At 31.1% G+C, this 25,837-nt stretch carries 23 protein-coding genes, 1 tRNA gene and 1 riboswitch; of the genes, 9 read left to right on the forward strand and 15 right to left on the reverse strand.

Annotated features, from left to right (window positions below; genetic code table 11):
* Window positions 1-23 precede the first annotated feature (23 nt).
* From RH915_RS02455 to RH915_RS02480, 6 genes are all read right to left on the reverse strand, one after another.
* Window positions 24-1,019 (reverse strand): aspartate-semialdehyde dehydrogenase, encoded by a 996-nt coding sequence (locus RH915_RS02455; RefSeq protein ID WP_310477710.1) that lies wholly within the window; start codon window positions 1,017-1,019, stop codon window positions 24-26.
* Between the two features lie 210 nt (window positions 1,020-1,229).
* Window positions 1,230-1,408, reverse strand: a riboswitch (Lysine riboswitch).
* A 66-nt stretch (window positions 1,409-1,474) separates the two neighbouring features.
* Window positions 1,475-2,443, reverse strand: a complete 969-nt coding sequence (locus RH915_RS02460) for a cell wall hydrolase (protein ID WP_310477711.1) — start codon at window positions 2,441-2,443, stop codon at window positions 1,475-1,477.
* 95 nt (window positions 2,444-2,538) lie between these two features.
* Complete coding sequence (locus tag RH915_RS02465) at window positions 2,539-2,766, reverse strand: DUF3006 domain-containing protein (protein ID WP_310477712.1); 228 nt, start codon at window positions 2,764-2,766, stop codon at window positions 2,539-2,541.
* A gap of 17 nt (window positions 2,767-2,783) precedes the next feature.
* Window positions 2,784-4,580, reverse strand: a complete 1,797-nt coding sequence (locus RH915_RS02470; protein WP_310477713.1) for a hypothetical protein — start codon at window positions 4,578-4,580, stop codon at window positions 2,784-2,786.
* Between the two features lie 17 nt (window positions 4,581-4,597).
* Window positions 4,598-6,178, reverse strand: a complete 1,581-nt coding sequence (locus tag RH915_RS02475) for a DUF342 domain-containing protein (RefSeq protein WP_310477714.1) — start codon at window positions 6,176-6,178, stop codon at window positions 4,598-4,600.
* Between the two features lie 89 nt (window positions 6,179-6,267).
* On the reverse strand, window positions 6,268-7,083 hold the full coding sequence (locus RH915_RS02480) for a carbon-nitrogen hydrolase family protein (protein ID WP_310477715.1): 816 nt from the start codon (window positions 7,081-7,083) through the stop codon (window positions 6,268-6,270).
* Window positions 7,084-7,278: 195 nt separating this feature from the next.
* On the opposite strand from RH915_RS02480, the gene RH915_RS02485 reads away from it, so the two are divergent.
* From RH915_RS02485 to RH915_RS02510, 6 genes are all read left to right on the forward strand, one after another.
* On the forward strand, window positions 7,279-7,995 hold the full coding sequence (locus tag RH915_RS02485; protein ID WP_310477716.1) for a lysophospholipid acyltransferase family protein: 717 nt from the start codon (window positions 7,279-7,281) through the stop codon (window positions 7,993-7,995).
* Between the two features lie 276 nt (window positions 7,996-8,271).
* On the forward strand, window positions 8,272-9,015 hold the full coding sequence (locus tag RH915_RS02490; RefSeq protein ID WP_310477717.1) for an undecaprenyl phosphate translocase family protein: 744 nt from the start codon (window positions 8,272-8,274) through the stop codon (window positions 9,013-9,015).
* Window positions 9,016-9,447: 432 nt separating this feature from the next.
* Window positions 9,448-9,735 carry an ArsR/SmtB family transcription factor gene (locus RH915_RS02495; RefSeq protein ID WP_310477718.1) on the forward strand — a complete coding sequence of 96 codons (288 nt, stop codon included), beginning with the start codon at window positions 9,448-9,450 and terminating at the stop codon, window positions 9,733-9,735.
* A gap of 160 nt (window positions 9,736-9,895) precedes the next feature.
* The gene (locus RH915_RS02500) at window positions 9,896-11,422 is read left to right on the forward strand and encodes a spore germination protein (RefSeq protein ID WP_310477719.1); all 1,527 of its coding nucleotides are present in this window, start codon (window positions 9,896-9,898) and stop codon (window positions 11,420-11,422) included.
* Between the two features lie 6 nt (window positions 11,423-11,428).
* Window positions 11,429-12,538, forward strand: a complete 1,110-nt coding sequence (locus RH915_RS02505) for a GerAB/ArcD/ProY family transporter (protein WP_310477720.1) — start codon at window positions 11,429-11,431, stop codon at window positions 12,536-12,538.
* Window positions 12,519-13,754, forward strand: coding sequence for a Ger(x)C family spore germination protein (locus RH915_RS02510; protein ID WP_310477721.1), 1,236 nt, complete (start codon window positions 12,519-12,521; stop codon window positions 13,752-13,754). Before RH915_RS02505 ends, RH915_RS02510 begins: the two co-directional genes overlap by 20 nt.
* A gap of 286 nt (window positions 13,755-14,040) precedes the next feature.
* Here RH915_RS02510 and RH915_RS02515 read toward each other — a convergent pair whose 3' ends face one another.
* From RH915_RS02515 to RH915_RS02555, 9 genes are all read right to left on the reverse strand, one after another.
* Window positions 14,041-15,816 (reverse strand): glycerophosphodiester phosphodiesterase, encoded by a 1,776-nt coding sequence (locus RH915_RS02515; RefSeq protein WP_310477722.1) that lies wholly within the window; start codon window positions 15,814-15,816, stop codon window positions 14,041-14,043.
* 125 nt (window positions 15,817-15,941) lie between these two features.
* A tRNA-Thr gene (locus RH915_RS02520) sits at window positions 15,942-16,016 on the reverse strand.
* A 102-nt stretch (window positions 16,017-16,118) separates the two neighbouring features.
* Window positions 16,119-16,592 carry a nucleoside recognition domain-containing protein gene (locus tag RH915_RS02525; protein WP_310477723.1) on the reverse strand — a complete coding sequence of 158 codons (474 nt, stop codon included), beginning with the start codon at window positions 16,590-16,592 and terminating at the stop codon, window positions 16,119-16,121.
* Window positions 16,586-17,014 (reverse strand): nucleoside recognition domain-containing protein, encoded by a 429-nt coding sequence (locus RH915_RS02530; RefSeq protein ID WP_310477724.1) that lies wholly within the window; start codon window positions 17,012-17,014, stop codon window positions 16,586-16,588. The genes RH915_RS02525 and RH915_RS02530 overlap by 7 nt, the downstream gene beginning before the upstream one ends.
* A 109-nt stretch (window positions 17,015-17,123) precedes the next feature.
* Entirely contained in the window at window positions 17,124-18,314 is a 1,191-nt protein-coding gene (locus RH915_RS02535; protein WP_310477725.1) for an ABC transporter permease, read from the reverse strand.
* A 2-nt stretch (window positions 18,315-18,316) separates the two neighbouring features.
* Window positions 18,317-19,540, reverse strand: coding sequence for an ABC transporter permease (locus RH915_RS02540; RefSeq protein WP_310477726.1), 1,224 nt, complete (start codon window positions 19,538-19,540; stop codon window positions 18,317-18,319).
* 87 nt (window positions 19,541-19,627) lie between these two features.
* Window positions 19,628-20,725, reverse strand: a complete 1,098-nt coding sequence (locus tag RH915_RS02545; protein WP_310477727.1) for a DUF6583 family protein — start codon at window positions 20,723-20,725, stop codon at window positions 19,628-19,630.
* 138 nt (window positions 20,726-20,863) lie between these two features.
* On the reverse strand, window positions 20,864-22,060 hold the full coding sequence (locus RH915_RS02550) for a putative glycoside hydrolase (RefSeq protein WP_310477728.1): 1,197 nt from the start codon (window positions 22,058-22,060) through the stop codon (window positions 20,864-20,866).
* A 138-nt stretch (window positions 22,061-22,198) separates the two neighbouring features.
* Complete coding sequence (locus RH915_RS02555; RefSeq protein ID WP_310477729.1) at window positions 22,199-22,696, reverse strand: thioredoxin family protein; 498 nt, start codon at window positions 22,694-22,696, stop codon at window positions 22,199-22,201.
* A gap of 199 nt (window positions 22,697-22,895) precedes the next feature.
* Here RH915_RS02555 and ispH point away from each other — a divergent pair, with 199 nt between their 5' ends.
* The 3 genes from ispH to RH915_RS02570 all read left to right on the forward strand — a co-directional run bounded on the left by ispH (window position 22,896) and on the right by RH915_RS02570 (window position 25,756).
* Entirely contained in the window at window positions 22,896-23,738 is an 843-nt protein-coding gene (ispH, locus tag RH915_RS02560) for a 4-hydroxy-3-methylbut-2-enyl diphosphate reductase (protein ID WP_310477730.1), read from the forward strand.
* A gap of 20 nt (window positions 23,739-23,758) precedes the next feature.
* Window positions 23,759-24,898 (forward strand): 30S ribosomal protein S1, encoded by a 1,140-nt coding sequence (gene rpsA, locus RH915_RS02565; RefSeq protein ID WP_310477731.1) that lies wholly within the window; start codon window positions 23,759-23,761, stop codon window positions 24,896-24,898.
* Window positions 24,899-24,985: 87 nt separating this feature from the next.
* A complete protein-coding gene (locus RH915_RS02570; protein WP_310477732.1) occupies window positions 24,986-25,756 on the forward strand; it encodes a CheR family methyltransferase in 771 nt (256 codons plus the stop codon).
* Window positions 25,757-25,837: the final 81 nt, after the last annotated feature.

Consider the following 25,837-nt stretch of genomic DNA (forward strand, 5'->3'; position numbering starts at 1 on the left):
TTTACTCCTCCTTCTGTCATTTATTATTTTAATGATTCTAATGTTTCAAGGATTTGCACTGCATTTGTTGCTGCACCTTTTCTTAGGTTATCTGCAACTACCCATAAAGACAATGCTTTTGTGTTAAATAAGTCTTTTCTTAGTCTACCAACATAAGTTTCATCAGAGTTAGCTACTTCTAGTGGTGTTGGATATTCATTATTACTAGGATTATCTACAACCACAACCCCTGGTGCTTCCTCTAATATTCTTCTTGCATCGTCAATGTTTGGCTCTTTACTTAACTCCACATATATGGATTCACTATGAGAATATACTACTGGTATTCTTACAGTAGTTGCATTAACTTGAATTTTATCATCATTGAATATCTTTTGAGTTTCATAAACCATCTTTAATTCTTCTTTAGTAAAGCCATTATCATTAAATACATCTATATGAGGAAGACAATTAGCTGCAATCCTTTTAGGATACACTTCATTTGGATAATTTATGTCACTATTTTGACCTTCTAATTCAACAATTGCTTTATGCCCACTCCCAGATACAGCTTGGTAAGTTGAAACAACAACCCTCTCTATTCCATACTCTTTGTGTATTGGTGCTAGTGCCACAATCATTTGAATAGTAGAACAATTAGGATTTGCAATAATTCCTTTATACCCTTTTAGTACATCTGGATTAACTTCTGGAACAACTAATGGTATTCCTTCTGTCATTCTCCATTGTGAAGAGTTGTCTATAACTGTATTTCCTGCCTCAGCAGCTATTGGTGCATACTTTTCTGACACACTACCGCCAGCTGAAAATAATAGATAATCAAAAGAATCCTTCATTACTTCTTCTGTTAATAATTCTACTGTAATTTCCTTGCCATTAAAGGTTATTTTTTCTCCTGCAGATCTTGCAGATGCAAAAGCCCTTAAATTTTCAATTTGTACTTTTCGTTCTTCCAATATTTGAAGCATTTTCCTTCCTACAGCACCTGTAGCCCCTACAATCCCAACTGTCAATCCCATTTTATTACCTCCATATAAATTTATTTTTAATACTGTTATGTAGTTCTTTTATTTTAATGTTTATTTTATCTATTTCCATTTTATCATTGTAATTTTGCAAAATTAGCCATTATACAAAGTTATACAAAAAACTCCTAGTGTCCTAGGAGTTTGTTAATGGAATAAATATAATAGCAAAGGTATGTTAAAAAAGCTTAGCTGATTATGCCATTAACAAATAGTGCTCCATGGATTCCCCATGACAGTGGTATTGTTATTCACAATGCCCCCAACCATTAAATCGAAAACTATATAATGGCTTCGGCACGTCAGCCTTTCTATAACAGTATCGAGTGTTTCCCTCTTTGCACCTGTTATATACTAATCATCTATGCACCTCTATTTATTAATATTTTTTAATATTTAATTACATAAGGGATATTATCATCTTTTTCCATAGTTGTCAACTTTACGTCTTAGAAATAAAAATCATGATCATCAATCGTCATGTAAAATTCTCTATTCTCTACGATCCAAAAATTAGTTGCCTTTCTTGGATTAAGAAAGTATAAGACGTCCCCTACTGGTCTAGCACCATTTAACACTTCTTGTGCAGCTCTTACACTATCTGCATTTGGGGTATTATATATGTTTCCATCAAGAACAGGAGAAAATTGTACATATCCGTATTGCACGTCAAAAATGACCCCGTAAATTGTATTTGGAAAGTCTGAGTGTCCAACTCTATTTAAAATAACATTACCTACTGCTACCTTACCTTGATAGGACTCTCCTTGTGCTTCTGCATGTATAATTCTACTTAACCAGAAAATTGCATCTTCATTTAATTGTGTATCTTCTTCTGCTTTATTTATATTTACTTCTTGAGAATTTACTTCTTTTGTTTTCTTTGTACTTAACTGTTGTCCTTCATATATATTATCGTTTTCTATATCATTAATCTCTTTTAGTTCTTTAATAGTAAGATTTGCTCTTCTTGAGATTTGTGATAAAGTATCTCCTCTACTTACTATATACGTTTCTTGTTTAATTGGTGCTTGACTTAATTGATTTGATTTTATAGTCTGATTATTCTTGTATTCAGTTGCAGCATCAACTTTAAAATCCTTTTCTTCAGTAATTAAAGTTTCTTTCTTATCCATGACTTCACTATTAACTTCTTCTAGACTTCTATATTCTTCTTTAATGGTATTCTCTTCCTTACTGCTATTTTTTTTATCTGAAATTTTATTTTCTATCTTATTTTGTTTATTACTGCTTTCTATATCTTGTTCTTCTACATGAGTTTCTACTGATTGTATAACATGTAAAGCTTTATTTTCCTCGCTCATCTGGGTATTACTTAAAAACAACACTCCAATAAATATTATTACTATAAATGTTATTACCAAACCAATCTGCTTCTTCCTATGCATCAAGTGCATAAACACCAGCCTTCCTATTTTAGTAGTCTTTAAAATTCTAGCATAAAAGAATTTTGGTGTATATGTATTTAACAGTTGTAAGTTTTGGTAGTAACTTATTTGTATAACTCTTTCATTAATTTATCTATACTATTTTTTCTTTCATCAGTCTTTAATTTATTTAGAGTGATTTTATAATCTGTAGATATGTTTATGCTATCCCCCTCTTTTGCACCAGGGGGGACTTGGTTTTTATTGATGCTTATTATTTTGTTATCTAACTCTATTACAGCATACTCTCGCTCAAATCGATCTATTATTCCCACTATATTTTTAGTGTTCAAATTATCACCCTCTTAAATTAAAACTTAAAATTTAAAAATTCATCTATAGTACTAAGTGAAGGTATTTGTGTATATTGAGGTATATTTATTGCTTCATTACTTATTACAAAAATATAGTTTTCCACTATGTAGTTTTCATAGTCACCGACTTCATGAGGTTCGAATTTTTGAAATGGATTCTTATCTACTCTTTTATAAGCAATATAAAAATCTAGGTTTAACTTATCTCTTAACATTATTTTTTCTTCTAACGCATGAAGAAACTTCTGTTTGTTGTTTTGATATCCGTTCTCTTTTTCAGTCGTGTTCATATGATAAAGAATAGGTGTGATATTTTTTGTAATTGTGTCTATTAGTAGAATTTGTTCTTCTTTTAAATTACTTGTTGTTTCTGTAACAACTAAATAAGCTAGTGGTTGATTTTCTGTTAATGTAGAATGTTCTAGTAGCACCGGAGAAATAACTAAACAGTTAGAATTTTGAAACTGCACGGTTTCATCAAAATATATACTAGTTGCTGACTTTGAGAAGTCATAAATTGTTTCTCCTTGAGTCGCATCAAACCAACATTCATTAAGATAAATTAAATCTCCTTTGACCTCTCCAATACAATCTTTTATTCTATATCCCTCTGTATCTGAAAAAGCTATGAATGCTGTTTTTATACCAAAAAAACTTTGTAATGTTTTTAAAGTTATATCACATAACTCTTCCATCGTAACACAGTGATTTATATTTTTTATTAACGCATTTAAATTTGATAACATTTTAAACTTTTTTTCAATAATTAACTTCTGTTCTTTTATTTCTTTAAAGAGTAATGCATTAGAAAAAGCAATATATGTAAAAGATGCCAAGGATTCAATTAGCTCAAAAGTTGAATTGTCATATGTTGCTGCTTCATTTACCGGTTCTCCTAGAGTTACCAAACCTAATAGTTTTTCTTTTATAATTAAAACTATATACTTAGCTTCTAAAGTTATTAATTCTTCCCAGTTATAGAAAGTATCTTTTATTAGCTTAAGGTCGTCATTTACATTTAAAACAATTTTTGTCATATTGTCATTTATACTAGATTTTAGCTTTAGCTCGGTGTAGTAACTATTATAATTATTCACGTTCCTATAACCAACAATTTTTATTTGGTTTGTTAACTCATCATATACACCAAAAGATGTTACTTTACTACAAGCAATTTCACTAAAAACGTCGGTTGCCATACTATATAGCTTTTCTAAATCCAATTCAGATAGAAGTGACTTGGAGCTCTGATTAATAGCAAAAAGATTAAATATTTTTTGATCTAATTGTTTATTCTTATCTTTTAATTCCGAAAAATTCCGACTGTTTTCCATAGAGTTATTAAATAAACGCATTAATGCTACTGCAATTCCTAGGTCATCATCTTCAAACTTTCCAATTGCTTTTCCATCAGAGATGATTAACCCTACTAAAACATCATCAATAATTAGAGGGATCACCAGCTTCATTTTAAAGAATAATATATCTTCCTCACTAAAGAAGAAGTCGAAGTTTTCAGTAATAACATTACCGTAAAAAGTTGCTATCCCTTGTAATTTAGAGCTATCTTTTATTGCATAATTTTTTACGCTATACACCCTTTTTTTCTTTAATACAAAAGAATTTCCCTCTCTTACTAGTAACGCTGAAGCATTTAGGGTCAATATTTCATTTGCAAACTCAAAAGAACATTCTGTTAGTTGATCTACACTAAACCGCTGTGTAAAAAAATCGATTGCTTGTAAAAGCGCATCGTACCGATAAACTTTATTTGTAATCGCCGAAGCATTCAAAGTATCATCACCTACCCCTATTTATAGTGCAATTTATTTTCAGACACAAAGAAAGTACCCGTTGTTACCTTATCAATTCTTTTCTGCAAATTTTTAATTTCAAGAAGTGTTTGAGGATAAGCTTTTTTCAATATACTAACCTCTCCTTCCCCACTAGCCTCTAGATAATCCATTATAACTTTTCGTTTATTTTCTAGTTTGGAAACCATTTCCATTAATTGCTCGTTGGTTTCTAAATGTTTTTGATAGTCTCCCATATCTATAGATTGATCTGATACTTCTAGGCTGTATTCAAAAACCCGCAATCGACGTTTATTTTGATCTAGCTTATCTAAACACTCTTTATATTCTGCAAGAAGGGTTTGTAGCTCTTCTTGTAGTTTTTTTCTATTGAATCCTTGAACATTTATCGTTGTCTTTTTTTCAAAATTGTTCCCTATTGTTTGAACTTGCACTCTTGATTTTGCGTTAATGGTTCCCCCAATTATTTTACCTTTGTCAGCGTTAACAATAACATTCTTAGCTTCGAGTTTGCTATCGATAGCATAGAATCCAATCTCTATGTTTTCTGTTGCTTTTAGTGTACACGCATTAGCATACTTCACGAAGATACTTTTTTCTGCCTTAACAACTGCTTTCATTTTACCCGATACGCCACCCTGTATATATACATGTCCCGTTTTTGAATGAATATCTCCAACAGCGCCGATTCCTATTTCACCTTTTATCGAAATATCTTTACTAGCAACTACATTAAACCCATCACTAACTGTCCCTTTAATCGTTACGTATCCATCAAATTCAATATTCCCTGTTTCAAAACCTACGTCACCATCAATAATTAGATGATCTAACACAGTAACCTTTCCATTTTGAAAGGATACTGCCCCATCTACTTTAGCCCTTAGTAAAATTTTATTTCCTTCTTTTACTTCTTCTACAGTCTTGATGTCATAATTTAAAATCTGATTTTTACCATCTTTCGGTGGTAATTCCTGATTTGTTACAGTCCGGCCGGGTGTACCTAGCTTTGGAGGGATTTTCTCTCCTAGCCAATCACCTTTGTGAACTTGATGTATTAAATCAAGCTCATAGAAGTCAATGCTCTCATCTTCTCTTATTTTAGGTTTCTTGTCTGGAAGTTTAATATATTCAACATGTGCATTTTCACCTTTAGTAGGCAACACCCCTCTAGCTACAACAACTTCTTTTTGAGGCTCTAAAGATCCATTAATTACATCGTACATGATACCGTAAGTAACTTCTTTATCCCGTAAAGCTTTTACTGTTTCAAGTAATACCTCTTTTTTATTGTTTATAAATTCTTTGTTAGAAATATTCAATTTTACACTTGATTCCATATGATCCTTAGATATAGATACTTCCACTTTTGGTTTAAGCATTCCAATTTTTACTGGTTCTTTACGCTCTGATTCTAAAGCATGTCTCAAAGTCAAAAAGTTTGTTATCGTTATTTGAGGATATTCCTTCAAAATATCATTAAATTGACGTATATCAAACCCTGTCTTTTGTATTGTAATAAATACATCAATATCACTTGTACTTAATATAAAATAATCGTTTTTGAATATTTCCATAGCCTTCACTCCCGACTTTATAATCTAACAGAGTAAGCTTTATTTACAATTTAATAAATATTATCAAAGATAAATAAATTTTCCCATTGCTAATATATATCTGTTCTTCTATGCTTAAGTAAAGGTAATTCATTTCGAATTTTTTCTACCCTACTTAAACTTATTTTACTATGTAAAATTATTTCCCCTGCCTGCGCTTGGGCCATAATTTTTCCCCATGGATCAACTATTGCTGAGTGTCCATAGGCATGATAATCTGCAGACATATTTCTAGCGGGAGATGCAGCTATAAAATATACTTGATTGTCCATAGCTCTTACTTTTAATAGTTCATTCCAGTGAGCAGGACCAGTTGTCATATTAAAAGCCGCAGGAACAATTATGATTTTTGCACCTTTGAGTGTTATAGCTCTCATGAGCTCAGGAAATCTCATATCATAACATATGGCTAAACCTATTTTGCAGAACTCAGTGTTAACTACTGTAACATCATTTCCTGGAGATAGCACCTCGGATTCCTTAAATTTTATGCCATTTTGTATGTCTACATCAAACAAATGAATTTTTCTATGTTTGCCTATTAATTGTCCTTCTTTATTGAATACTAAAGATGTATTGTATATTTTTTCTTTGTCTTTTTCAGGAAATGATCCTGCAAATATATACACCTTTAATTTTTTTGCTATGTTAGACAAACGTTTAACTGTTTCTCCTTCAATGTTTTCTGCATAGTCCGCCATCACTTTTGTGTTGTAAGGACAATTAAACATCTCTGGTAATACAACTATTTGTGCCTTATTTTTACTAACTGATTGAGTAATCATCATCTCTGCTTTATTTAAATTATTTTGTTTGCTATCAGTAACGGACATTTGACAAATAGCTATGTCTATACTTCTATTCATTGTAATCATCCTTTACTCTATATACCTAAACATATTCTACATTGTAATTAAATTTCCTACCTAATTTATAAATTATTTTAATTCTTCAAAATTTATTTGATTGTAGTTTTATTTTTATAGCTTTTATTCAAATTTTTTTTATGATAATATTAATACATCTATCATTGAAACTCACTATGGGAGGCATCAAAACTAATGAGAACAATAATATTCTATATTTATTTATCTTTATATTTATTATACTCTACACTATTTATACCAAAAGCAAAACGCTATATTAAAAGAAACCAGATAGAAGAAAAACGTTTATTTACTCATAAGATTTCACAAAACTGGGCTAAGAAATTAATAAATATTACAGGTAGTTCAATAGATATTACTGGTATTGAACATATTCCAGATGAAGGACCTGTACTATTTGTAAGTAACCATCAAAGCAACTTCGATATCCCTCTCCTATTAGGATATCTCCCGAAGCCTATTGGATTCGTAGCAAAAATTGAACTGAAAAAGATTCCAATTATAAGTACTTGGATGAAGTATGGAGATTGTGTATTTATTGACAGAAAAGATGTTAGACAATCACTTAGAACAATTAATAAAGCCAGTGAAATTTTAAAATCTGGACATTCAATGGTAATTTTTCCTGAAGGGACCAGAAGCAAGAGTAATCAATTAGGTACATTTAAACCTGGTAGTTTAAAGTTAGCAGAAAAAGCAGGCGTCCCTATTGTCCCAATAACTATCCATAATTCTCATGAGGTTTATGAAAGTAATAATAATAAAATAAAACCTACCAATATTAAAATTACAATTTCAAAGCCAATTTTCGCAAAGCGTGATAATAAAAACGAAAAGTCTACAATCATACAAGTTTATGAATCCATTGCAAATGAATTAAATAAGTTCTAAACCTCAAGGAGAGCATATGATCATATGCTCTCCTTAGTCGTTTAAAGATTCTAATCTATGTATAATTAATCTTATAACTTTTGTAATTAATAATTATACATAATTTAATAAGGGATGAACCATTATACAGAGTATTCTATATACTCTAGTTATTTTTATATGAAATCAAATTATTTTTACAATATATAAGTTTCTTGTACAGATATCTTAACGCTACACCATATTTATAAATATTTATTTTATACTTTTTTAGACCAGTAAGAAAGAGGTTATATTATGAAACAATTTACTCTTGGGTTAATTTTAGGTTTTGTCATGGTTTTACCTGGTATGAGTGGCGGAACAGTATTGTTGATCTTTGGTATATACGAAAGATTGCTTAAGGATTTGGCTAAACTAAAAATAAGACCTTATTTACCTCTGTTGATCGGAACTATTATTGGTATATTTATTAGTGGTAAACTCTTTACCATTTTCATTGAATCTTACCGTAATATAAGTTTAGCTTTTTTATTAGGTTGTTTATTGGCCTCTACAAAATCTGTTATTTCACAATGTGAGAAAATTAATATTCATAGAAATACAATGCTTTTATTTGGTTTAATTATTGGATTTGTAAGTGTTAGGGAACCACTAAGTAATAATATTTGTATCCAAGAAACAAGTAATTTGTTTATTTTAATTTCAGGTGCATTATCTAGTGCTGCAATGGTTATACCAGGTCTGCCAGGTAGTTCAATTTTAATTTTATTAAACGTTTATGATGAGATACTCTTTTACATTGGATCGGTTAATATTGAAAAACTATTAAGCTTTGGACTAGGTAGTATAATAGGAATGTTTTTTCTAGTTAAGTTTTTATCCAGTATATATGACAAGTATCGTAATAGTCTCTCCTATTTATTTGTTGGTATTATAATTGGATCTAGCCGTGCTTTATTTCCACAAGTAGTTAATACTTCTATAATTTTGATTTTTTTAATTGGTTTTTCGATCACTTGGGTGCTCAGCAGCACTTAAAACTTTCTTCTTTAATTAAAGCATAGCTTTATAAATACTTTATAAAAACAAAGTTAATATATTTCAAAGTAGTTTATAAACCAAAAAAGTTTAGATGTGCTGAAACTATTATTTTCCAACATTATTTTGCTAGGATTAGATATACTAAAAATACAAATGTAAAATCTTATTTTTTGGAGGTAAATATAATGAAAAAAGCTGGTTTTTTCCCTTTTATATTTAAATTATTACGATGGAGAATAAAATTTAGAATGATAAAATTCCTAATATTTATTCCATTAGGTCTTATTAAAGCTATGCGCAAATAACATATAACGCTTACTCTTAAGTATAAGAGGTATGTTCGCCTAAAGTGACATACCTTTTTAAACTTGACAGATTGATATGTATATCGTATTATTTTAATATATTAATAATAAGGGAGATGTTATTATGGATTATTTTACTGGTAATAACTATGAAGATTATGCTGAGTTACTTAAGGCTTTAGGGCATCCTATTAGACTATGTATTGTAAAAGGACTTCTTGATAGCAAAGGCTGTAATGTAACTAAAATCCAAGATTGCCTTGCAATTCCACAATCTACAATATCTCAGCATCTAGCTAAACTAAAAAATGCTGGAATTATAACTGGTGACAGACAAGGGTTGGAAATTACCTATCGTGTAAATAATCCAATTATTGAAGAACTTATAAGCGTACTTTTTAAAAATGAATAGAATCAATAAAATGTAAAACACTGTATTAAAGAAACTAACTGATCAATCAATTGATTTCTTTAATACAGTGTTTTTTAAAATTAAGATTTATTAATTTAATTACACTTGTCCATACTAATACATGATAATTTTTATACGTCATATAACTGAGGTGAAAGTATTGGCACCATTTTTCCCATTTAAAAAAGCTAAAAATAAACCCAATTGTCGGTCAACATCAATTACAGGAAACCTTAAAAAAAATCTTGAAGCCCTAAAAGAAATTTTTTCATACCCACTTAACAAAGATATTTTGATTCGTGAAATCTATATAAAAGCAGTTAATAAAAAAGCTGCCCTTATCTTTATTGATGGTATCACCGATAGAAAAGTTATTGAAGAACATATTATTAAACCTTTAGTTATGGACTACTCTTATGAACCAAGTGATAAATCTGAAAGTATTGTTAAAGAAATTTTACAGGTTCAAGATCTAAAAGCTTGTGAAAACTATAGTAAGGCAGTTAAAGAAGCTTTGTTAGGCCAAACCCTCTTACTTGTAGACGGATTTAATAATATTTTTTCTTTAAATACGACTGGATATGAACACCGTAGTGTGGAAAAACCCGAGAGTGAAAACTCTCTTAAAGGGCCCTTAGAAGCATTTGTAGAGTCTAGTCAAGTTAATCGTTCTCTTATAAGAAGACAATTAAAAAGCGAAAAATTAATCTCCGAATCTATCGAACTAAATACTACTAATTCTTGTGATGTCTCTTTAATGTACATGAAAAACATTGCTGACAAAGATTTGGTAAATCGGATTCAAAAAAGACTTAAGCAAATTAATAGCGATAATGTACAAACAATAGGTATATTAGAGCAACATTTAGAAGATCGGCCATATTCTTTAATTCCGTCAACACTTTTTACTGAGCGACCAGATAGAGCTGTTGCATTTTTACAGGAAGGCCACGTTATACTTTTAATGGACAACTCTCCATACTGCCTAATTTTACCTGTGACATTTTGGGGTCTGTTTCATACAGCAGAGGATCAGTATTTAAGATGGGCACACGGTAATTTTACCCGGGTTATTCGTATGGTTGCTCTTTTTATCGCTTTACTTACACCAGGGTTATATCTCGCACTTACAAACTATCATATAGAAATGATTCCCACAGACCTATTGCTTTCAATGATGGCTACAAGAGAAGATGTGCCTTTTCCTGCCTACTTTGAACTAATTCTATTAGAAATATCCTTTGAGTTATTACGGGAAGCAGGTCTTCGTGTTCCAAACCCTTTAGGCCCTACTATCGGAATTGTTGGTGCCATTATATTAGGCCAGGCAGCTGTTGAAGCAGGCGTTATCAGCCCTATACTTGTTGTAATTGTAGCTATTACAGGGCTATCCTCCTTTGCAATAGCAAATATAAATCTAAATTATGCTGTACGCATCTCTAGATTTGCTTTTATGCTTGCAGGTTTAGTAGCAGGTTTAGTGGGTGTAGCCCTTTGTTTTATAATAACACTGTCATATTTAAGCACTGCTAAATCTTTTGGTGTTCCTTTTTTAACGCCTTTGTCCCATGATTCTTTTAGCAAGGATTATGTTATTAGAGTGCCGATATGGAAGCAGTGGCTACGTCCATCCCACATAAGTCCAAATGATTCTGTCCGTAAAAAACCTCCAAAGAAAGGGGCATAGTCTTTTATGATGTTTTCAAATGGCAAAATAACAAGTAAAGAGTTATTTGCAATAGTTGTCATTACTTTAGGCATAAAATACACTGATTTTACATCTAGTATTTTATTACGATCAGGGCAAACAGGCGCTTGGATACTACCTATTATCTCTATAATAGCTATTTTACCGTCATTCTTAGCTTTACTGTCGCTTCTTAAGCAGTATAAAAATAAGAACCTAATCGAGATTATATATCACTTAACAGGTAAATACCTCGGTTTTATAATTGCTATCACCTTCTTTATTATTGCATTGGCAAGTACTTCCTTTAACTCTAGAAGTTATGCTGACAGCATTATTACAATGTTTTATCCAGATTCTCCTATGATCCCTCTCTATATCGTAGGTATGCTCACATGTTACTTTATAGCAAGCAGAGGTCTAGAAGGTATTGGTCGTATTGCCTCTATTCTATTGCCTTATTTTGCATTTACTGCTTTTTTACTAATTATACTTCTATGGGAATTTTTTGATATTGATCATATCTTTCCATTACTTGGACCAGGCACCATTTCTTTAGCTCGGGAAGGAATCGCGCATAGTAGTATACTTGGAGATATTATCATTTTAGCTGTCCTTTACCCTTTTGTAGACAGTTTTAAATCTTATAAAAAAGGAAGTATTTTTGGTCTAATTATATCTACTTTAGTTATTTCAGTTTTCATGCTTATTTACATTTTAGTTTTTGATTTTATGCCTGCTACCCATATTGCGCATCCAATTCATCACTTGCACCGACAAGCCCAACTGGGCTTGCTAATACCAAATGTAGAATCTTTATTTTTTTTCTTTTGGGTTACTGCTTCTGCTATTCGTTTTTCTATTTATCTTTATGTGCTAGCGAGTATTCTTGCCAATACACTAAAATTAAATGAATTTGAACCTTTGATACTACCCCTAACAGGTCTTTCTATTTTTATTGGTCTGATTCCAGAAAATAGTATAGAAAGCATGCTGGATTACCGGGGCAATTACTTGCTTAGATACAGTTGGATGATGTTTTTGTTTATTCCTTTGCTCTTATGGATTATTTCCTATAGAAAGGAGAAGAAGACAAATGCGAATAAAGACTTTTAAACTACTGATCCTTTTTTTATTAATTATTTTTATAACAGGATGTTGGGATAGAATGGAATTAGAAGAAAGGGCGATACTTGCAGTCATAGGGATTGATAAAGCCGAAAACCAAATGCTTGAGATTACATATGTAATTGCTAATCCGAAAGCTGCTACTCCTGGGGAAGGCGAGGCCCAGGCTGAAGCTGAGGTTTTTTCATTTTTGATTCCTGATTTAAGTAGCGCTAAGGATATTGTGAATGCTTCTGTATCAAGGCGAATATCTTATTCTCATGTGGAGAGTATCATAGTTGGAGAGGAACTAGCTAAAGATGAGCGCTTCTTTAATTTTTTTGCTCCGGTTTTAAGAGATAAAGAACTTAGGCGAAACATAAGTTTTTTTGTATCCCGGGAATCCGCCTCTGAGTTTATTGAAAACAATAAACCGGTTTTAGAAGAGAGACCCCATACTTTTTACCAGCATATGAGACGTCGTTGGCACCAGACCGGTATAAGTCCTGATTCAACTGTACATAGTTTTGTTAAACGAACGGAAGAAGATGCAGGATTATTTTTAGTAAGTTATGCTACAGCAACGATAGAAGATCCTAAAGCCGCTCAAACAGAAGATGATTTTTTACCGGGTGAGTTCCGAAAGATAGGTGGAAATCCTACTCAAATTGTTGGTTCAGCAGTTTTTAAAGATGGACAAATGATTGGTGAACTTACCGGCGAAGAAACTAGACTTACTTTATTACTAAGAGCTGATGTTCAAACTGACCCCATACTAGTTACTTACCCAGACCCTATTAATCAGGATTTTCTAGTCTCTGGTATGATTAGAAAATATGCAAATGCGAAAGTTAAAATGAACTTAGATGGTGATTTTCCTATAATCGATATAACTGTTCCTTTAGCTTTTGATATAACTGGCATTCCTAGTTTAGTAGATTATGTGCAAAATAAAGATAATCTAGAATTACTTAAAAAAAGTATAAGGAGCAGCATTATTAAAAAAGCAGATGAACTAGTTTTAAGAACTCAAAGAGAGTTTAAGGGAGACCCCTTTCAATGGTCTCATAATGTACGGAAGCAGTTTTTAACACTAGAGGAATTTAAAGAATATGATTGGATGAGTCAATACCCTGAGGCTGTTGTAAATATTGATATAGATTTAGTGATTTCTGCATTTGGAAGGCAATTAGATCCAATTGATATCGAAAAAATAAAGGACTGATTATATGCATTTTTTAGTTATCTCTTTTGGGCTTTACTTAACATACTACACTTCAGTGTATGCATATAAAGTGTGGCAGAATAAATTTAAAGCCGCAAGTGTTTTTCTTGTCTTTTTAAGTATAAGTCTTACGATCTTACCTATATGGCTAGTACTTAGGTAGTAAATAATTTTTTAGAATATGTATAGTTTTCTATAAAGTGTAAATAATACAATTATGAGAATATGGTGATGCGGTATTTTAGTCCCCCTTTAGTACCAACATATCACCTTATTCTCATTTTTTTTAATTATTTGTTAAACTAATAACTCTTTGTACTCTTTCTGGATAGTCGGTTATTATTCCGTCTATATTATAGTGAAGTACTCTCTTAATATCCTGCTCTTGATTTACTGTCCAAACCCAAACTTCACGTCCTGCTTTATGGGCGTTATTAATTAATTGATTCGATAGCCTAGACTGTTCAACAGTATAAAAATCAACATCGAAGGAGAGTAAGTCTCCTATAGAAAAGAAAAAAATTTGTCCAATTCTAATATCTTTGTTTTTTTCTCTTATTGCTTGTAGTACTGGATAGTTAAAGGATTGTACGTACACTTCATCCACCATATCGTGCTTTTTAATTAGATGCACGATACTTTCTGCTATATCAACATTAGCGTCAAATATCTTAATGTCTATTATTATGCCACTTCTACCCTTAACCTCCATTAATGCTTGTTCTAAGGTTGGAATTTTTTCACCTTTATACTCAGGGGAAAAGGAACTACCTATATCGACTTGTGCAACCTCTTCATAAGTTAATTCTGATACGCTATAGGGCACACCAGCAACACGCCTTAAGGTTGCATCATGATTTAGCACTACTACGCCATCTTTGGTTTGTTGCACATCAATTTCAACGTAGTCCACTCCTTTTTCAATTGCAAGCCTTATTGCACTTAATGAATTTTCCGGCGCATGATGAAGTTCTCCTCTATGACTTGCGATTTTTACATCTCTACCATAGTGAATAACCTGATCAGTTACAATGTAGTTCATAAATAACACTGTTAATAATACCCCTACAATAATACTTCCCGATACTATCTTCCTGTACTTAAACAATCTAGCAATCTTTATCTCCCATTTCCTCAACAACTTACTACGGAATGGTTTTAAATTATCCACTATATCCTCGTTGTTACTGGATTTCATTGCATAATATAATCTAGTTAAAAACAATAGATTTATAGGTGTCATAAGTAAAGTCATAATAAAAGCCAAGGCACCTGAAAAAGTAATCAGTAATGTATTGATATAGAATCTTTCATCAGTTATATTTAGCCATGATGGAATTGCTGTAATAATTGCAATCGTACCTATTACTAATAATGAAATTATGACATTAAATGAAACTAACTTAAGTACAATTTTAATTCCATTTTTACGTGTTAATGCCATACTACCCTTTATTGCTTTTCTTGTAGATTTTCCCTCTATTATTATTTCGTGTAATGTAAAAATCCACCTAACAATAATATATCCAATACAAACGAGCAACAGTATATATAGGCTTTGAAATAAGTATGATGCTGTAATTTGTTCCTGTATAAACACAGGTATCCTAATATTATCAATTAATGTTGAAGAAACAGTAGCCCAATCGATTATTGGTAACAAAAGTAACAGTAAAACCATTAATTGAAATATTCCAATCCCGAACAATTTGGGTATTTTACGAATTGATGTAACAAAGGCGTCAGCAAGCAAAATATTATTGTTAAAATACTTTTTTTGTGCAATAACGATTACTACAGCAAATTCAATAAAGATTAAGATTGTCGATAATATTATAATGCTCATCAGGGCTACTAGGCCTTGATAGCTTAATACTATATTTAAAACCTGATAATCTAGTAAGGATTCAGCCCCTGTTGCCCGAATGCCAAGGTTTAGGATATAAGCAATTATCGGTACAAAAATAAAACTTGTAAGTCCCATATAAATAAATCCAAATAATAAAAGTTTTTTATAGGTATTTTTAAAGTCTTTTAAGCTGTTAATTAATAACTTCAACATATTATCACCTTCTAAAATTTTATAGTTATTGAAATGCAAAAAACCTTATTTTTATACCTACCCTTTATTAATAAAAATAAAATAAAAAATGCAATCTCCTTATTTTGGAGATTGCATTTTAAAGTTGGAGCTGATGAGCAGAATCGAACTGCCGACCTCTTCCTTACCAAGGAAGTGCTCTACCCCTGAGCCACATCAGCTTATTAAAACCGGACAAAGAATATTATATAATATATTATGATACTTGTAAATACTTTTCAGGATAATAATTTTTCCCATATATATTACAAAACATAATAAATCTACTTATTTTCAACACTAATATCATTTGTAATTTGAGCCTCTAAAAATGATTCACTTCTTGATAGTGTGTAGGTAAATATGATTGCAGCAATTAGCCTTATGCCTATTAATAAATATAGGTTAGCCCCCACAGCAACAAATATCAATGTGTCTTCCACTACTGCATGGCATATGATAAGGAATATTGAGATAAGAAACAGATCCTTGGGTGGAATATTTCCTTCTTTTGTACTTTGAATAATAACACCTGCACCATAAGACAAACCAAAAATAAAACCTACAAGTAATGGAAAAATCGCTTGATTAGAAATATTAAATAACTTTGTAATAAAACTAAAAACATTAGAAATTTTATCTAATATTTTATAATCTTTCATTATTTCCAACGTAATCATTATTGGTATTACAATTATAGCTATTGAATATACCGACTTAGCACTACCAATTATCCCCTCCATAATAACATCTACCATATGATTCCTCCTAGCTGTCCAATTACAATTCCGAATATAATAGCTAACCCTAGTCTAACAAACAACACTTTTTTTACACTTATTCCCATCTTTTTCGTTACGGCAGTCTCTACAATTAAGGAGTGGGAAAATGAAAGCATAATTGCAATAATCGTTACTTCCATTGCTGTCAGAGAGATAGCTGTAATCGCACCAATAGCGGCATATAAGTTTAAAACATTTCCTAACACCAATATAATTGCTGCTTCCCCTGGCAAGTTAAAAAATGTCATAAAAGGAGCAAAAACATTGGATATCCAGTCTATAACCGGAGTATGCTCAAGCACTGTTACTATTAAATAAACAGGTATAATTACTTTTCCAAGCATCCATGTGGTTTCCAAACCTTTAACCGTACCTGTCTTTATTGAATTCAAAAACATAGTCACCCTCCTGCGTCGCTGTCATTTAGTAATGTAAATGTCCTACTTATCTTATTATATAAATTATTATAGCATTTTTTCTATTGTCATAAATATTATTTTGAAAGATCTATATATTTTTTGAAAGTTGTCTCCCACTATATTCTATAAGAAGTATACTTAGCGTCAATATAACTAAACCATATAATGCAGTATAGTTATATTCATTTAACTGTGTCAACTTAATCATTCGCATTACTAACCCTTGAGGTGTTAATAAAGCAATCTTTTGAAAAGGGTCTGCTAACATTTCTATTGGCCAAAAAACCCCTCCTATTACGGAAGTAATCACTACTATTAATGTATAGTATGTACTTAATAAAACATAATTCTTAGCTTTAATACTTAATGTTAACACAATTGATGAAGTTAAGAAGCTATACATTAATAAAATAATGAACAACGTTATATTTGATAAACCAAACTTTATACCCAGGTATAATCTCGAAACAATTATATATAAAATAATTTGAATAGCTTGAATAATTGTCATTGTAATAAGATAACCCAATAGAATTTTAGTTTTACTGCAAATTAGATATACTCTTCTCAGTGTCTCATTTATTCTTTCTTTCATAATCATCGTAAATAATGGGCCTAAAGCTAAAGGTAAAAATAAAACTATTATTCCTAGTATTACAAAACTTGAATAGCTTGATTTCACATCATCCTGTTCCCCTTCTAAATTAAATTGAATATGTTTTAATTCCATTAATTGGTCTGGATACCAGTATGATTCCGAAGTATTGTATACTTCTTGCCATAATTGTTCCCTATTATAATAATTAGCTAAAGCTAGCCGATCATATTCTTGAGTTATAATATTTGCAGCTCTCGTATTGCTTAAAATTCTAACAACGCCACTAGCAACTATTTCACTAATAGCATCTGCACCTAAAGCCGCTGATGATTTAAGTACATAAATCGTAGGGTAATTATCTTTTTTTATCTGTTCTTCAAAACCCTCTTTAATTATATATGCTCCCTCTACTTTATTTCTTCTTGTTAGTTCTTTTACATCTTCAGAGGTCCCAATATGTACATCCAATGCTCCATTATCTTTCATTAAATTTAGTAATATTGCTGAATACTGACTCTGATCCTCGTCTACAATTGCTATGGGTATTTGACTTGTAATATTTGCACTAAAAATAAACCCTATTAAAACAAATAGTATTAATGGGAAGTAAAAAAATACAATAAACTGTTTCATCGTAAAAATTCTTTTTAATTTATAACGAGCAATAATCCAGGATTCCATTATTATTCACCACCTCCCTTACTTACAAGAAGGATAACCGATCCAATAAAAAACACAGTACTACTAATGATTAATAAAGCTATTATATTATAAAACACATCTGTTCTATCCGTCATTAGTGCAATAAATCCTTCTACACCCCAATAATTAATCATCAATTTTGAGACTAGATTAAATTGTTGTGGTAAATAAATAGATGGGATAATTCCCCCACCAACTATCGCCATAATAAGTACTAGGGAATTTCCTATGCCTACAAACCTTTCTTCACAATTAATTATGACCGCTGCAAGTAACCCCATAGAAACAGTGGTAACTAGCATAGTAATTAAGAGTATAATCATTAAAAACAGCTCTGTTGATAAACCTTCCGATATATATGTAGTAGCAAGTATAATAAGTAGGCTTGATTGAACAAGTACCTTCATAATAATAGCCAGTTTTTTTCCTAATAAGTACCTAATTTCCCCTACACCTATTAATCTCAACCGTTGAAAAACCATTTGTTTTTTTTCTATTACTAGTTCTTTTAATCCAGCTATTGATAAAAGCATCATCATAATAATAAGAATAGAGAAAAAATAATATCTAACAGAATCAATGCTATTTACATTCTCTATCGTTTCTTTATAAAAAATATTATTTCTCGTTAAAAATGCTCTTAGCGTTATATCATTTACAACCGTATCTATTTTTCTTATTTTTTGCTCACGGGGTATTTCCATCTTGCCATAATAATCCCACACTGCATTTACAGCACTCTGTCCTGCGGATACACTCTTCATGTAGCTATCTAACATAGACTCTATCATTTGGGAATAAATAGGATTAAAATTATTTGTATAGAGCTTCAAAGGATAGTTTGTACCAACTTCTAAACTATTTACAAATCCGCTAGGAATTATAATTCCAGCAATTACTTCATTCTTCCGAACGCTCTCCTCCGCTTCTAAATGGTCGTCTAACTCTATTATGTTTAAAATAGAAGTTACATTTTCATCCTCTGTTATTTGATCAATGAGAAAATGTGATAAAGGATGAGTGTCTTGATTCACAAGAATAACATCCATTTTATTAATAAAAATACCTTCTTTAAACAGAACTTGTAATCCACTAGCAATTGTTATAATCAGAAGAATAGAGACTAGGGTAATCATAAACGAACGCTTTAGATCTTTCGATATAATTTTTAAATCTTTAAAAGCTATTAATAATGTTTGTTTCATAAAGTCACCTTCATTTACGTTTTTAAAAACCAGTTTAATAACAAAACATCTGCTATCAAACTGGTTTTTAAAATTTACTTTAATATGTTAAAAAAATAAACTTCCCAAATAAATACCAATTAATTCAAACAAGTCAATAGAATTCGTTTCGTCTAGTTCAGGTATTTCTATAGTAACAGGTTCATTTATATTCCAGGTCTCCGTAGTCATATTTAGATCAAGTGCAAATGATACATCTTCGTCTTTTAGGTTAAGCGTCATTTCTATGATGCTTTTTACTGTATGTCCTTGGTCGATATACATATCGATTAACCCTTTAGAGTTTTCAAAATCTATAAATTCACTCATCTCGTTAAAAATTTCATCTAAGTTCTCTTCTAAATTATCATCTATTTCCATTGATAAAAGTGCAATCTCACTATCAAACTCCGCTTTTGTAATATTTGTATCAAACAAGGTCAATATTTCAAATAAATTATCTGCAAAATCTGGTTCAGTCATTAACGTAATTGTATTATTCAAAATACTTCTAAACTCGTCTTTGCCAATTTCAGCTTTTATTCTAGTTGCTTCTAGATCGCTATTACCTACCGTCACTTCTTCATTGCCTTTGTTTGTAAAGATTTCATCATCCAAAATATCAAATGCCATCTCAATAAACTTGGTTGCAATATCAACGTATTGATCGTCTGATATATTTGCATCATATTCATAGTCTTGGAATTCACTCATAATCTCTTCTACATTAAAAACAATATATCCATTGGTTAATCTATCATCTTGAACATCTAAAAACATCCCTAACATTGGAATTTGTAGCGCAACTACTTCTTCATTTATAAACGCTTTGCCATTAATTCCTAAACCAGAAAAATTCACAGTTAAATCTAATTCAGTAATACTTGCATCTACATCTGTCTTGCCTGCAATAGAAATAGTTGAATTATTAAGTACTTCAGCTAACATAGTTAACTCTGGATCGTTAACATTTGTGTTAAGATTTGCATTAACGCCCATTTTAAATTCTTGGCTGTTGATATTAATATCATTCAGTGCGGCTTCAAGTAATACCTCTTTAGCTGATCTATCTGACTGACTTGTCGTATCTGTGTTGCTACAAGCTGTAAAAATTACTGTTATTATTAATAAAGCAACCATTAATAAATTGTTTTTCCTATTAAACATTTTTTACTCCTCCTCTTATCTTTGCAATAAATTATATTTTACCACATTTGGAAGGTTATGTCTATCAGTTGCTATTAAGACAATACACCCCCATTCGCTTTTAAAGCGGGCAATAAGCCCGCTTAATTGTAGATTATGTCATTCAGTTAATAGTGCATCCCAGTTATAAACATTTCTAGCATTCCATAGAATCCACTCTTCTAACCCTGCATCGTAAGTTGCATCAATTTGAAGTTGTACCTCTTTAGGTCCATATCGAACAAAATTTCCAGGCCCTAAATATGATGCTGTAAAATCTTGTAGCCATGGCCTGAGTATTGCTTTTGGTTCATCTGTCTCTAAGGCTTCTACCCGTTCTCTTGCTGTATTCATACTAGTATATACAATATGATAAGGATCTTGATCTGGAATAGGAACGCCGTATGTTCCAGGAGCATAATGAGAAGGATATACCATAGGTGCCAGAATATCTGTTGCTGTTGTTAACTTTTCTAGTTGTTGACCTAATCTCATATCTCCCTCAACGGTAGTGACTAATCCAAATATATCAGCAGAAACATAAACACCGTAGGGTTTTAATTCTTCCCTAGCATAATCTAAGAAATTAGCAATTGCTTCAGCCATTGATTCATTTTCAGCGGCTTTTCCATAGTCTATTATTTTGCGATTCCCATCTGTAGGAAACCTAACATAATCGAATTGTATTTCCATAAATCCTTTTTGTGCTGCTTCCTTTGCTATATCAACTACATAATCCCAAGTTTCTCTGTTATATGGATTCAGCCATGAATCTCCTTTATTATCTCTCCATATTTCCTCAGTATTAGTTTTGATTGCAAGATCAGGTCTATGCGCTGTCACTATCTTGTCTTTAAAAGTAACAATTCTTGCAATGGGATATATATCATTTTCACGAAGACGCTGCATTTTCATATGAAAATCTCTAACCTTGGGCCTTGCATCTGCTCCAGCATCTTGAGCCATTTGTACATTGGACTTGTAAGTCATTATACCATCATCATCTTTTACATCTACTACCCATGAATTAATAACTGACCTATTTGTTCGTTCAATATAATCTTCAAAACGTTGGTTGTAGGCGAGACTATTTCCTGTCATAAATATTGCTTTTACTGTCTCCGTAATTTTATATGGTTCCCAGCTAATATCTTCTTGTTTAAAATCTTGATTAAAAGCATTAGCTTTTTCATAAGATTGTCTTGTTGCTTTACTATTTATAGAATCTACTTCAGCGTTACATCCAACCAAATTTAAAATTAATATACTACTAATCAATATAAACAAAGTTAACTTTTTACTCTTTGCGCTCCTCAAAATTTCACCCCTCAAGTGATTTATGTCTACATTATAGCATAATATTCGACATCATTCACGGTTGAAGGGTAATAGTGTTTGTGTAATATATACCATTAATTTATTCCTTACATGGTGACACAGTATAACTTTCAACTACTATAAAATAATGCTTAAAATTTCTTCTATTGTATTTTTGAGATATTCCCCATTTTTATATTTTCTTTTTGTAATTTCAATATCGGATTCACTTCCGTTAGTTAGCCTCTCTTTAACAAGAGAAGGTCGTTCTACAAAAACGCCTAACTCATTAAAGTCCTTATCCATAATTATAAAAGTTGGTATTCTTGGTTTTCCCTTATACTCATACTTTTGCATATGTATTTCATATCCTTCTCTTGGCAAAATTCTAAAATCAAAGTTTCGATTAGTATTCCTTAATATTTGTAGCGCCGGTACATTTATTCTACAATCAGGACACCAAATTTCTGCGAAAGCTAATACATTAATTTCTTTACTAATATCACTGATTGCTTTTTTTAAATTTTGGTCTATTGTAAAGTTATTATATATACCTAAAGTTTTTTCTTTATTTGAGTTTAAATCTTCTTCTAAAAACGTTTGAAATTGAACTCCCTTTAAATAAATTTCCTTCAACCTACTTCTCCTCCTTATTTTAAATTATTAATAAAACTAGCTTTTTTAGATTGTTATAAAATATTGTCAAGTTAATTAAATTTATTATACTATATTTTATTTTTTTGAAAAACCTATAGTATAATAAAGGATTTTGTATTATTCTGTTGAATATAATATAGGTTATATCTTTTTATAAATTAATAATTTAGGAGGTAATATGAAAGTAGTATTAGCAAAACACTCAGGATTCTGTTTCGGTGTTGAAAAAGCAATTAATACAGCTTATGATAAATTAAATAACCACCAAAATGAAGCTCCTATTTACACTTTAGGTCCCTTAATTCATAATAATTTAGTGGTTAATGAACTAAGAGAAAAGGGTGTTGAAGCAATAGATCACATAAATGACATTAAAGAAGGTACAGTCATTATAAGGTCCCATGGCATACCAAAATCCGTTTATGATAAGGCAGAAGAAAAAAACTTAAACCTTATTGACGCTACATGTCCTTTTGTTAAAAGAATTCAAAATATCGTAAAAGAATATTACTCAAAAGGTTATACTATTGTTATAGTTGGTAATGTGGCCCATCCTGAAGTGATTGGCATTAACGGATGGTGTAACAACCAAGGTATTGTCATTAATGATATTGACGGTTTAAAATCAGTACCCAGAGTTGAAAAAATGTGTATTGTAGCTCAAACAACACTTCCTGAAAATCAATACGCTACTATAACTAACGAATTAAATACCCGAGCTACTATTGTTAAAAAATTTGATACGATTTGCCCCGCTACTAAAGAACGTCAAGATGCTGCACGTAACTTAGCTAAAGATGTAGATGCGATTTTCGTCATAGGTGACTTTCATAGCTCTAATACACAAAAGCTTGTAAATATTTGTAAGGAAGAAAAGCCTTCTAGTACTTTTCATGTTCAACACCCAGAAGATATTGATGTCCAAAAGTTAGTAGGAATAGAAACAGTTGGTGTCACGGCTGGTGCATCAGCACCAGCTAACCAAATACAATTAATTATAAATAAATTAAAAAGTGTTTAATTAATGAGGAGGAAATTAATATGAGTAATGAAATGGAAAACTTTTTGGAAGAGATTGATAAATCCATGCGTGCGCCACGTAAAGGTGAGGTAGTAACAGGCACAGTACTTCATGTAACTAACGATGATATTGCTGTAAATATAGGTTATAAGTCAGATGGTATTATCCCAAGAAACGAGCTTTCATATGATGGTTCAGTAAATCCTAATGAGATTGTTAAACCTGGAGATGAAATTAAGGTTTATGTTATAAAAAATGATGATGGTGATGGCAATGTCCTTCTTTCAAAGAAAAGAGTTGATATTCAAAAGGGCTGGGATGACCTAGAAAAAATTAAAGAGTCGGAATCTTTAGTTGAAGCAAAAGCAACTGAAGCTGTCCGAGGTGGTGTAGTTGCTATTGCAAGAAATATTAGGTGCTTTATACCAGCAAGTCAGCTGTCTGATCGCTATGTTGATAATCTTAACGAATATATAGGCAAAACATTTACTGTTAAAGTTATTGAGATTATTAGAGATAAAAACAGAGCTATTCTATCAAGAAAAGCAGTTATTGAAGAAGAAAATAGAGCTCGCAAGCAAGAGATATATAATAGTTTAGAAAAAGGCCAAGTAATTAAAGGAACAGTTAGACAAATAACTAATTTTGGTGCTTTTATCGATATCGGTGGTGTAGACGGTTTAGTTCATATTTCTGAAATTTCTTGGGGACGTCTAAAGCATCCTTCTGATATCTTAACTGTTGGCGATGAAGTTACGGTGGAAGTAATAGACTTCGATAGAGATAAGCAAAAAATCTCTTTAAGCATAAAAAACACAACTACAGCACCGTGGAGTAATGTTGAAGAATCTTATAATGTTGGTTCGATTGTGGAAGGTAAAGTAGTTAGATTAGCAGATTTTGGTGCATTTATTGAGCTTAAACCAGGTTTAGATGGATTATTGCACATATCACAAATTAGTAAGGAGCATATTGCTAAACCATCTGACAAACTTGAAGTGGGAGAAACAGTACAAGTAAAAGTTATTGAAATTGATCCCGAAAAACAACGAATGAGTTTAAGTATAACTGCTATTGAAGAAGATAAAGATAATAATTTTGACGAATATACAACCAATGATGATCCTGTTACTATTGGGGATATTTTAAAAAATGAGTAAAATAAAGAGTCTTAAGACTCTTTATTTTGTATATGCATATATTATAAATTTGATTAATCAGAACATCATATCCTGGGGGTGAGTTTAGTGGATGGTTATAATACATTCAAAGAAAAAATACATAAGAAAACGGGTATAGACCTATCTTGTTATAAAGAACGCCAAATGAAACGACGAATTGAATCACTTATGCAAAGAAATGAATATACTTCTTATGATTTATATTTCAATGCACTTAATACTGATCCTGCACTTTTAGATGAGTTTATTAACTATTTAACCATTAATGTCTCTGAGTTTTATCGTAATCCTCAACAATGGGAAGTATTAGAAAATGAGATAATTCCTTTATTACTAAAAAACAAAAAGAAACTGAAGGTATGGAGCTCTGCATGTTCCACAGGTGAAGAACCTTACTCTTTAGTTATGCTTTTATCAAAATTCCTTCCCTTATCTCAGATCAACGTACTAGCAACTGATATTGACAAGGGCGCAATTAATAAAGCAAATGTAGGTTTGTATTCATCTAAAAGTATTGTTAATTTACCTAAAGAATTCATCAATACTCATTTTGAAAGTATTGGGGGAAGCTATAAAATCAAGGATACTATTAAAAATAGTGTCACCTTTCAACATATTAATCTATTAAAAGATGAATATCCTAAAGATTGTGATTTAATATTGTGTAGAAATGTTATGATTTACTTTACTGAAGAAGCTAAAAACGATATGTATCATAAGTTTTATAAATCTCTAAATAGGGATGGTGTACTTTTTGTAGGTAGCACGGAGCAAATCATTTTGCCGAATCGTTATAACCTTACCCCTGTTAAAACCTTTTTCTACAAAAGAATATAATAAAGGTTCTATAATAAATGTTGGGGTGGTTAACACTCCAGCATTTTTTATTCAAAAAATAATGCACTTATTGAAAATACC

The organism is Serpentinicella sp. ANB-PHB4, assembly GCF_031432315.1.
Taxonomy (GTDB): Bacteria; Bacillota; Clostridia; order Peptostreptococcales; family Natronincolaceae; genus Serpentinicella.